The 10,776-nt window shown below is 34.0% G+C and carries 8 protein-coding genes; 2 read left to right on the forward strand and 6 right to left on the reverse strand.

All coding sequences use genetic code 11. The annotated features are described in order from the left end of the window. Nucleotides 1-4 precede the first annotated feature (4 nt). Together FG167_RS04500 and FG167_RS04505 are read left to right on the forward strand one after the other, a co-directional pair. The gene (locus tag FG167_RS04500) at nucleotides 5-973 is read left to right on the forward strand and encodes a succinylglutamate desuccinylase/aspartoacylase family protein (protein ID WP_203460229.1); all 969 of its coding nucleotides are present in this window, start codon (nucleotides 5-7) and stop codon (nucleotides 971-973) included. Next, nucleotides 970-1,536, forward strand: a complete 567-nt coding sequence (locus FG167_RS04505; RefSeq protein ID WP_203460230.1) for a 5-formyltetrahydrofolate cyclo-ligase — start codon at nucleotides 970-972, stop codon at nucleotides 1,534-1,536. Before FG167_RS04500 ends, FG167_RS04505 begins: the two co-directional genes overlap by 4 nt. Here the strand turns inward: FG167_RS04505 and FG167_RS04510 are convergent. From FG167_RS04510 to FG167_RS04535, 6 genes are all read right to left on the reverse strand, one after another. Then, on the reverse strand, nucleotides 1,533-2,354 hold the full coding sequence (locus tag FG167_RS04510) for a M23 family metallopeptidase (protein ID WP_203460231.1): 822 nt from the start codon (nucleotides 2,352-2,354) through the stop codon (nucleotides 1,533-1,535). The genes FG167_RS04505 and FG167_RS04510 overlap by 4 nt on opposite strands. A 69-nt stretch (nucleotides 2,355-2,423) precedes the next feature. Continuing rightward, nucleotides 2,424-3,044 carry a lipoprotein signal peptidase gene (locus tag FG167_RS04515; RefSeq protein ID WP_203460232.1) on the reverse strand — a complete coding sequence of 207 codons (621 nt, stop codon included), beginning with the start codon at nucleotides 3,042-3,044 and terminating at the stop codon, nucleotides 2,424-2,426. Between the two features lie 122 nt (nucleotides 3,045-3,166). After that, entirely contained in the window at nucleotides 3,167-3,787 is a 621-nt protein-coding gene (locus FG167_RS04520) for a hypothetical protein (RefSeq protein ID WP_203460233.1), read from the reverse strand. 150 nt (nucleotides 3,788-3,937) lie between these two features. Continuing rightward, nucleotides 3,938-4,318, reverse strand: a complete 381-nt coding sequence (locus FG167_RS04525) for a TraR/DksA C4-type zinc finger protein (RefSeq protein WP_203460234.1) — start codon at nucleotides 4,316-4,318, stop codon at nucleotides 3,938-3,940. A 4-nt stretch (nucleotides 4,319-4,322) separates the two neighbouring features. Beyond that, nucleotides 4,323-7,730, reverse strand: coding sequence for an isoleucine--tRNA ligase (gene ileS, locus FG167_RS04530; protein WP_203460235.1), 3,408 nt, complete (start codon nucleotides 7,728-7,730; stop codon nucleotides 4,323-4,325). A gap of 117 nt (nucleotides 7,731-7,847) precedes the next feature. Further along, nucleotides 7,848-10,772, reverse strand: a complete 2,925-nt coding sequence (locus tag FG167_RS04535) for a PQQ-dependent sugar dehydrogenase (RefSeq protein ID WP_203460236.1) — start codon at nucleotides 10,770-10,772, stop codon at nucleotides 7,848-7,850. Nucleotides 10,773-10,776 lie beyond the last annotated feature (4 nt).

A 10,776-nucleotide genomic window follows, 5' to 3' on the forward strand; every position in this document is an offset into this window, starting at 1 on the left:
ATTTATGACAGACCATAAAGAAGCCATTACCATTCTTGGGGAAACCATAGCACTTGGAGAAAGTAAAGAAATCTCTTTTGATGTTGCTAAACTTCATACATTTAACTCTGTAGAAGTTCCCGTAATTATTGAACGTGCAAAAAAACCTGGTCCTACAGTTTTATTAACTGCAGGAATTCATGGTGATGAAGTAAATGGTGTTGAAATTATACGCCAAATCATTGCTAAAGGAATTAATAAACCAAAAAAAGGAACCATTATTTGTATTCCGGTGATCAACGTTTTTGGGTTTATAAATCTTTCTAGAGATTTTCCTGACGGAAGAGATTTAAATAGAGTTTTTCCTGGATCGCTAAAAGGTTCTTTAGCAAGTAGAGTTGCTTACAAACTGATACATGAAATTGTACAGGAAGTCGATTTTGTTATGGATTTTCACACAGGAGGTTCCGGACGTTTTAATGCGCCACAAATTAGAATTATTAAAGGAAGCGAAACGCTCGATAATTTAGCTGAAAATTTTGGTGCTCCTTTTGTAGTTTATTCTAAAAACCTCAACAAATCTTTTAGACATACTTGTAATAAATTAGGTAAACCAATGCTTCTTTTTGAAGGTGGAAAATCTTATCACATAGACGACAATGTTGCCAATCATGGTGTAAATGGTATAAAGCGTGTGCTGCATAGCTTAGAAATGCTTTCTTCCAAATTTAAAGTTTCTAAACCTAAAACAAGCTGCGTTTTTATTAACGAAAGCAAATGGATTAGAGCAAAATATTCTGGTATGTTTAAAGCATCCATACCAATAAATAGTATGGTTAAAAAAGGAGATGTTCTTGGTAATATTACAGATCCTTATGGTAAGTTTAATCATTTTGTAAAAGCAAGTAATACGGGCTATATCATTAATGTCAACGAATTACCAATTGTATACCAAGGGGATGCATTGTTTCATATTTCAACCGAATTATTATGACAAAAGCAGAGTTACGAATAGCATACCGATTGCAACGCAGAGAATTAACAGCACAACAGTTAGACGATTACAGTTTAGAAATCGCCAATCAACTCTTGCAATTAGATATTTGGAACTTTTCTTTTTACCATATTTTTTTAAGTATTGAAGAACAACACGAAGTAAATACCGATTATATTTTAAACATTCTATCTGGAAAAGATAAAAACATCGTGCTTTCTCAAAGCGATTTTAAAACAGGATTGCTGAAGAATTTTTTACTGACAGATAACACCATCATTAAAAAGAACAAATATAACATCCCAGAACCTGTAGATGGCATTCCTATTCCCTCGGAAAGCATTGAAGTGGTATTTATACCTCTTTTAGCTTTTGATGCCAGCGGAAACAGAGTAGGTTACGGTAAAGGGTTTTACGATACCTTTTTAGCTTCTTGCAAACCGGGAACTATTAAAATCGGACTTTCCTTTTTTGAAGCAGAAGCAAGAGTAATTACGGATGTTTTTGAAGGAGATATTGCTTTAGATTATTGTGTGACACCTAAACAGGTGTATCGATTTTAGTTATAATCTTTAGTATACTTTTCTTTTTCCACTAAATAGCCAGGTTGTAAACCATCTGCTAATTCAAACTTGGTTTTTACATATTCACGTGCTCCTCCAAGTCTTTGCAAAAACACTGAGAAATGTAAGTGCGGACCAGTAGACCAGCCAACATTACCGCTTTCTGCAATAACTTGTCCTTTCTTTACTTGATCTCCAACCCTAACTTTTGCTCCTTGTCTTTTAATATGTACGTACTCTGCAATGGTGCCATCCTCATGAAAGATATAAATTAAGTTATTGAATTTTTCGCAATCTTCTGTTCCACAATGTCTATTAAATTTATCTACCACTTTAATAACGACACCTTTTCTTGCGGCCACTATTTTAGTTCCAATTGGCATGGTAAAATCTAATTGCCTTTTGTTTTGATGAGAAAAGCTTCCGTTATAGCTTTGATACAAACAATAACTTTCTCCTTTTAGATAGGGTAAACTATATGCAAACTCGGTATCATATTTCTTTTGAAAATGATTTCCGTAGTTATACCATGTAGAACCACTTACTTTATACTTCTTGTCTTTATCTATTTTAGTTAAGGTAGTTAGTTCTATTTGCTTTGTATTGGCAGGAAGCACGAATATTTTCTCTACACCTACGGAAGAATGCAAATTTTCTAATTGCAGTTTTATTTTAATAGAAACAACACAGTTTTCATTATTATCGGCATAAAACACAGTTTTATCCTTAGCGTTTTCATAGTACGTTTTTACTCGTAACTGCGAAAAACCACACCTAAAACTAAAGAATAAAAGAAAACTTAATATATATATTTTCATAATAGTATTGCATTAAAACAACACAATATATAGAAAATATTCTATTAATTATAAATAAATGTAGAAAATTTACTCTTTGTGAAATGCTTTTTTATTAAACACAATAAGCATTATAAATCCTGTACTTATTGCCATATCTGCAACATTAAAAACAGGTTCGAAAAAAGTGAAATATTTACCTCCATAAAATGGAAGCCATTCTGGCAAGTAGCCCTTCCATAAAGGAAAATAAAGCATATCTACCACTTTACCTTCTAATATATGTCCGTTAACACCACTTTCTGGCAAGAAGGAAGCCACTTGATGGTAACTATCACTAAACAAAACACCATAGAAAGTAGAGTCTATAATATTACCTAAAGCGCCTGCAAAAATTAAAGTAATTGCAAGAATAAGTACATTTGGGTTTTGTTTTTTAATTGCAGTAACTAGCCAATAACCAATACCAACAATAGCAACTATTCTAAAAAGGGTTAAAGATATTTTGGCTGTTCGATCACTAATAAAAGTAACAAAATCGCTAATCTTAGTTCCCCAAGCCATGCCATCATTTTCAATGAAATAAATTTTAAACCAATCAAAGACTTCTACGCTTTCGCCTAATAAAAAATGGGTTTTTATATATACTTTACTAATTTGATCTATTAGTAAAATAAGGAGGATAAGTAATATTGATTTTTTAAGATTCATTTAGTTTGAAAATAAGACCTTTCGACTAGCTTTGCTAGCTACCTACAAACAAAATATATTTTGTTCTTGGCTATGCTCAAGGTGACATTCAGTTAATAGCAATGGTTGCAAAAATAGGAATATTATTGACTTTTAGATACTGTAACGTTTCCGTTTATGGTTTTAATTATTATTTCATGACTCCCAGAATCTATTTCTTCTTGTTTAATATCTCCATTTTTAGAAGTAGCTATAATATTCGCTTTGTTGGTTTGTACAGCAATATTTCCATCTCTTGTGTATATTTTTGCATCCCCATAAAACGCATTAAAAAAACAATTACCACTATCGGAATTCACGCTTACACTTTTATAATTTCCGTTTACAATTAAATCACTTTCATATAAATTAATACCCATACTTAAATGCTCTGGTATCACTAGATTAACTTCAACAGAGATTACCTTGTGCGCACTTAACTTATCGTTTGCATCTACAAATAAAGGTTGCTTTTTTACGGCTATATATAAATTGCTGTTTTTCGTTTCGGTGACTAAAACGATATTTTCGTTATTTTCTCCTTCTACTCGAGAATGTACTGTAATTTCATGCACCGGTTTTGTATCCACAGTAATTTTAAATACATTTTTACCATTAATACTAATGGTTGAAATATCCCCTTCTGAAAATGTTTTTTCGTGAATGTTTTGCGCATGCAACATATAGGTAAAACAAAAGAGAAATATGTAAATACTGTGTTTCATTGCATTAAGATGCTTCACTTAGACTACGCTAGGTGCAGGTTAGTCTGGAAGGATAAAAGGTGATATAAATAAAAACGCCTCAAAGAAATTGAAGCGTTTTAGTATAGTTAAAAATCTCTTTATAATGAGATTCCTGCCTTTGCAGGAAAGTTACTGTATGTTTTTAGCCTCAATGCTCAAAGTCGCATGAGGTACTAATTTTAAACGTTCTTTAGCAATCAGTTTTTTGGTAACACGACACACACCATAAGTTTTATTTTCAATTCTGATAAGTGCATTTTTTAAATCGCGAATAAACTTTTCCTGCCTAATAGCTAGTTGGGAGTTCGATTCTTTACTCATAACAGCACTACCTTCATCAAAAGCTTTAAATGTTGGCGAAGTATCTTCCGTACCATTACCAAGGTCGTTCATATACGCGCTTTTAATAAGCTCTAGATCGTGTTTTGATTTTTCAATTTTCTCTAGAATTAGCGTTTTAAATTCTGCTAAATCGCTATCGTTATATCTTACACTTATTTCTCCTGACATAATTTTAATATTTTGTAATAAATAATTTGGTATTTATAGCATCAAATGCAATTTCTATTCCATTATCTATTTGTTCTACAATCTCTAACGTTTCGGTTAAGGTTTCGGCTTTAATATACTCGATATTAGCCTCTACAGCCTTAACAATTTGGTCATCTTTTTGAATCTTCACATCTATTCGATCTGTAACTTCAAACCCAGAATCTTTACGTAAGTTTTGAATGCGATTAACGAGTTCTCTAGCAATTCCTTCTTTACGTAATTCTTCGGTAATGGTAACATCTAAAGCAACGGTTAAGCTTCCTTCATTTGCTACAAGCCAACCTTCAATATCTTGTGATGTTATTTCCACATCACTGAGTTCTAAAGTAATACTTTTTTCGTTTACTTCAACATCTAAAACACCGTTTTGCTCGATTTTTTTTATGTCTTCTGCTGTAAACTTCTGAATTTCTCCAGCAATCGCTTTCATATCCTTACCAAAACGAGGTCCTAAGGTTTTAAAATTAGGCTTTATTTGCTTCACTAATATATCGGAAGCATCCTCTAAAAGCTCAATGTCTTTAATGTTTACTTCATGTTTTATTAAATCGGCAACGGCTAAAATCTCTTCTTTTTGTTCCGCAGAATCTACAGGAATCATAATTTTTTGCAATGGCTGACGTACTTTAATTTTCTCTTTAGCTCTTAACGATAACACTAACGATGAAATGGTTTGCGCTGCTTCCATTTTACGCTCTAAAGATGTATCTATAAAAGCTTTATTACTCTTTGGGAACTCAGCCAAATGTACACTTTCAAACGTTTCTGTTTGTGTTGTTTTTGTTAAGTCTAGGTAAAGTTTATCCATAAAAAATGGTGCAATTGGAGCGCCAAGTTTCGCTATGGTTAACATACAGGTATATAAGGTTTGGTATGCTGAAATTTTATCGGTTTGGTAATCGCCTTTCCAGAAACGTCTTCTGCTTAAACGTACGTACCAGTTACTTAAATATTCTTGTGTAAATTCTGAAATTGCTCTAGCCGCTTTTGTTGGTTCGTAATCGGCATAGAAATCGTCTACTTTCTGAATTAAAGTGTTTAATTCGGAAAGAATCCAACGGTCAATTTCTGGTCTTTCATTTAACGGAATATCTGCTTCCGCATAACTAAATTTATCAATATTTGTATATAAAGTAAAGAAAGAATAGGTGTTATATAGTGTTCCGAAGAATTTACGTTTCACTTCTTCTATACCATCAACATCAAACTTTAAATTATCCCACGGATTTGCATTCGAAATCATATACCAACGTGTAGCATCTGCTCCGTAGGTTGCTAAAGTTTCAAAAGGATCTGTTGCGTTTCCTAAACGCTTCGACATTTTTTGTCCGTTTTTATCTAAAACCAATCCGTTAGAAACTACGTTTTTATACGCTACAGAATCGAATACCATTGTCGCAATAGCATGCAACGTATAAAACCAACCACGTGTTTGGTCTACTCCTTCCGCAATAAAATCTGCAGGAAATGCTTTATGCTCGTCTATTAATTCTTTATTTTCAAAAGGATAATGCCATTGTGCATAAGGCATAGAGCCAGAATCGAACCAAACATCTATTAAATCGCTTTCACGTTTCATTGGTTGTCCGCTAGGGGAAACTAGTACAATTTCATCTACAATATTCTTATGTAAATCTATTTTAGCGTAGTTTTCTTCGGAGTTGTTTCCAACTTCAAAATCTTCATAGATATCTTTTGCTAAAACGCCAGCGGTAACAGCTTTTGCCATTTCTGCTTTTAATTCTCCAACAGAACCTATACATATTTCTTCTTTACCATCTTCTGTTCTCCAGATTGGTAATGGAATTCCCCAGTAACGAGAACGCGATAAATTCCAATCGTTTGCGTTTGCAATCCAGTTTCCAAAACGACCTTCTCCTGTCGATTTTGGTTTCCAGTTAATGGTAGTGTTTAACTCATGCATTCTACCTTTTACATCGGTAATTTTAATAAACCAAGAATCTAATGGATAATATAGAATTGGTTTATCTGTACGCCAGCAATGTGGATAGCTATGCTTATATTTTTCAACTTTAAAAGCTCTATTTTCTTCTTTTAACTTAATCGCTAACTCCACATCTATAGAACGTTCTGGAGCTTCACCATCGTTATAATATTCGTTTTTCACATACTTGCCAGCATATTCACCCATTTCTGGACGAAAACGACCTTGTAAATCTACAAGTGGTACTAAGTTGCCATTTTCATCTTTTACTAATAGCGGTGGAATTTCTGGTGTTGCTTGCTTAGCAACTAATGCATCATCTGCTCCAAAAGTTGGTGCTGTATGTACGATTCCTGTACCATCTTCGGTCGTAACAAAATCTCCAGCAATAATTCTAAAAGCATCTTGCGGATTATCGTTTGGTAAGGCATACGGTAATAATTGTTCGTATTTAATTCCGACTAAATCTTTCCCTACAAATTCTTTTACTACGTAATATGGTATTTTTTTATCTCCAGATGTATAGTCTAATAATTCTGGTTTTGTTTGTACCTGTACATTATTCTTTCCTGCAAACTGCTTATTCACTAACCCTTTTGCTAACACTACATTTATTGGCTCAAAAGTATATTGATTATACGTTTCTACTAAAACATAATCTATTTTTGGACCAACGGTTAAAGCGGTATTACTTGGTAATGTCCATGGTGTTGTAGTCCAAGCCATGAAATAAATATGCCCTTCGTTTTGTAAAAAATCTGGTAATGTTTCTTCTAATGCTTTAAACTGAGCAACAATGGTTGTGTCTGTTACATCTTGATATGCACCAGGTTGGTTCACCTCATGCGAGCTAAGTCCGGTTCCTGCTTTTGGCGAATACGGCTGAATGGTATAGCCTTTATACATCAAGTTCTTAGAATAAATCTCTTTAAGCAACCACCAAACCGTTTCCATGTATTTCGGTTCGTACGTAATATATGGATCGTCCATATTTACCCAATACCCCATTTTATTGGTAAGGTCGTGCCAAATATCGGTATAACGCATTACGGCTTTACGACATGCGGCGTTGTAATCTTCTACAGAAATTGTTTTACCAATATCTTCTTTAGTAATACCTAGTTCTTTTTCAACACCAAGCTCAATTGGTAAACCATGGGTATCCCAACCAGCTTTGCGCTTTACTTGGTAACCTTTCATGGTTTTGTAACGCGGAAAAATATCTTTAATAGAACGAGCTAATACGTGGTGTACACCAGGTAATCCGTTTGCTGAAGGAGGTCCTTCAAAAAACACATAAGGTTTTGCACCTTCTCTAGTGGTTACACTTTTTTCGAAGATGTTATTTTCTTGCCAATAGCTTAAGATTTCGTCTGCAACTTTTGGTAAGTTAAGTCCTTTATATTCAGGAAATGTCGTGCTCATTATATCGTTTACTTTTAAGAGTTGCGAAATTAATGAATTTCGATGAATTTGTTAAGTTTATAAAAAAGAAAAGCCTCTGAAATTTCAGAGGCTTTTCTTTTTCGTATTTTAAAGTACTTATATTTTAATAAGCTTCTTTGAAATTAAAGTCTTACTTCCTTCTGTAATTCTCATAAAATAAACGCCATTACTTAGTTCTCCTAAAGCGTTAAAACGAATTTCACTTTGTGAATTAGTTACTGTTTTACGACGTATCACTCGACCTTGTAAATCGAATAACGTTACCGTTAATTCTTGATAATTAAAAGCGGAAGGCAATTTAACAACCACATTATCTTTTACTGGATTTGGATACACCGAAACGGCTGCCAAGATATTATCTGGAGTAGTTAATGTGCTTCCTATTAGATTAATGGTGTAATCTTCAACTTCGGAAGAATTACTATCTGTATTCACTATACCACAAGGAGCATTGTTTCCGTAAGGTGTATAATATTGCATCATAGCAACTCTCATTCTTGTTGAAATTGTTGTAATATTGGAAGGTACGAAAAACGAAAACGAACGTGTTTGTTGGTTGTAAGGAGATAAATCATCTCCTGCTGTTGTACCTGCAACAAGCTCACCAGAATCTATAAAATCTCCATCACCATTATAATCAATCCACACTCCAAATCCTGCTGTTTTCCAATTGTCACCAGGAATAGATTTATCAATATCAATGGTATAGGTATTAGAAGCGTTTAAATTTGTTGAAACACTTGTGAAGTCTGTGTATGTTGATCCAGTAGAACTATTATCTATAGACTCTAAGACTACTTTTGTAATATGATGATTATCTCCATTTATAATACCAAAAGCATCACAGTATGCAATATCGGTTGTTGTAAATGTAGTTGCTGTATATAAAGATTGTGATGTACCACAATCGCTATTTATTTCTAACTCATAATCTGTTAATAAGCTTAACCCTGTTATTGTTGTTGCGTTTATAGCAGAAGTTGCATATATCCAAGTTGACGAACCAACTTCACGGTATCTTAAATTAAATGTTACGTCCTCTAGATTATCCCAAGTAATATCTGCGAAATTAGGACCTGGTGTAACCGAGATATTTGTTGGTACAGTTAATGCATTAACGGTTACATTTTGCGTAGCAGTATCCGAATTTATTCCATCATTAAAAGTCCAAGTAATTACTCCTGATTGGCCTGATGTATATGTTACAGCATCTGCTGTTGTTGCAGTAACTTCTACACACCCATTATTTATTAATGTAGGAGCCTGAACTGTTACTTCACAAATACTCACAATATCTTCTAAAGCTGGAGCAGTAAAAGGATTTGGACTAGCATTAGGCTGCACTGTTATTGTAGACGTACATCTACTTTCATTACCATTATTATCTGTTACTGTTAACCAAACTGTTTGAGGGGTTCCAACATGAGAACAATCAAAAGTATCATTATCTATCACCATAGTATCCATTCCTGCGCTTCCGCCTGTTGAATTATTATCTATATCTGCAGCAATAATAGTTACGTTTCCGTCAGGATCTAAAGTAACTGTTATATCTTGACAAATTGCTGCAGGTGGATTAGAAACTAAAGCACCAACGTATGTAATTTTAACGATTGTTCCACCATTTTCAATAGAAACACCAGAACCTGAAGATGGACCAGAAGTCCCTCCACTATTATCTGTAACTGCATAAATTGTTAATCCATCTGGAGAAATTGCAACGTCTCTATATCTATCATTGGAAGAGTGAAATTCTTCATATCCATCAATAGATCCTGGATCATCATCTCCTACAATATCATTTCCGTCAGGCGTTAGTTTCGCTCTATAAATAGTTCCTTTTTTTAGAGTTGGCACTAATAACGAACGTCCCCAACCTGGAATATTTCCAGCCTCATGTATATCAATACTTGAAGGCGCTACACTTGGCCATGTGAACCATCCTCCAGGAGGATCTGTTGATACGGTACCCCCATAGGTTCCTATTGGTGGTTGAAAATTTGCAGGTACATCTCCTGCTGTTGGATATGACTCATATTCTGTTGCAGTATCTGCTCCTGACGGACAGTTATGATCACTAAAATCTCCTGCATTACAAGCACTACCTAAAGAAGACCAGTTGCAATAGCTATACGCCATATTATCATAGTATCCTGCAATTTCTGGCCATCCATAATTTTTACCACTTTCAACGACATTTATTTCATCATCCACTTTTGCTCCATGTTCTGAATTATACAACGTACCATCTTGAGCAAAAATAATTCCTTGCGCATTTCTGTGTCCGTAAGTGTAAACGTGACTTTGCACATTACTTAAAACAGGATTGTCTGAAGGTATTGAACCATCTAAATTAATACGTAACGTTTTACCTGGATAATTATCATAATCTGTTGCAGTTGATGGTAAGACTTGCGCTAAATTTGGATTACAAGAATAATCAAATTGATTTGCTCCTTGATCTCCAATGGTGTAATACAATTTAGAATCTGGGCCAAATATTAAACGTCCTGAATTATGATCTGCACTTCCTGGCAATCCTTCTAATAAAGTTCCATTAGCATCCAAAGATGTATCTTCTGTTAAAGTTCCTGAAGCATTATTATAAACTAACCTAGCGATTCTTAATTTTAATCCACCATCATTATATGTGTATGCTACATAAACATAATTGTTTGTAGTAGTTGCTGGATTAGTATATAGAGCAGGATGAATAGCCATACCCATTAAACCTCCTTGTTTTGAGTTTTCAATTTTACTATTTAAATCGATCATGGTAGTAATTGTACCACCTGAAGTTCCTATTCTAACAATTTTTTCACCTACACGTTCTGTTAACCATAAGTTTCCGTCTGGCGCATAGGTTATTTCCCAAGGAAAGTTAAAAGCAAAATCGGCAGTAAGATTTGTTGTTGTCCAATCGGAACCACTAGTTACCGAAGAATTCAGTGGTGTCATTGGTCCTTGCGCATACATAAAGCAAGCGCATAATAGCATTAAAAAGAGTAAAGTTCTTTTCATTAAA

It is taken from the genome of Lacinutrix sp. WUR7 (assembly GCF_016864015.1).
Lineage (GTDB): Bacteria > Bacteroidota > Bacteroidia > Flavobacteriales > Flavobacteriaceae > Oceanihabitans.